1 pseudogene is annotated in these 235 nt (G+C 50.2%); it reads left to right on the forward strand.

Features of this window, described 5'->3' with window-relative positions:
• A pseudogene (locus FDX22_RS20850) lies at nucleotides 1-225 on the forward strand (glutamate racemase); the annotation flags it as partial.
• Nucleotides 226-235: the final 10 nt, after the last annotated feature.

Below are 235 nucleotides of genomic sequence, written 5' to 3' on the forward strand. Positions count from 1 at the left end.
TTACAGGAAGAGCTTTTACAGGTCCTGCCCGAGGGGACGAGGCTGGTGGATTCTGGTGCTGCGATTGCGCGTCGAACGGCCTGGTTATTAGAACACGAAGCGCCAGATGCAAAATCGGCCGATGAGAATGTGGCATTTTGCATGGCAATGACAACAGAGGCTGAACAATTATTGCCAGTGTTGCAGCGCTATGGCTTCAAAACGCTCGAAAAACTGGCAATTTAGTCTGTTTTGG

Source organism: Citrobacter sp. TBCS-14 (assembly GCF_005280805.1).
GTDB classification, from domain to species: domain Bacteria; phylum Pseudomonadota; class Gammaproteobacteria; order Enterobacterales; family Enterobacteriaceae; genus Citrobacter; species Citrobacter gillenii.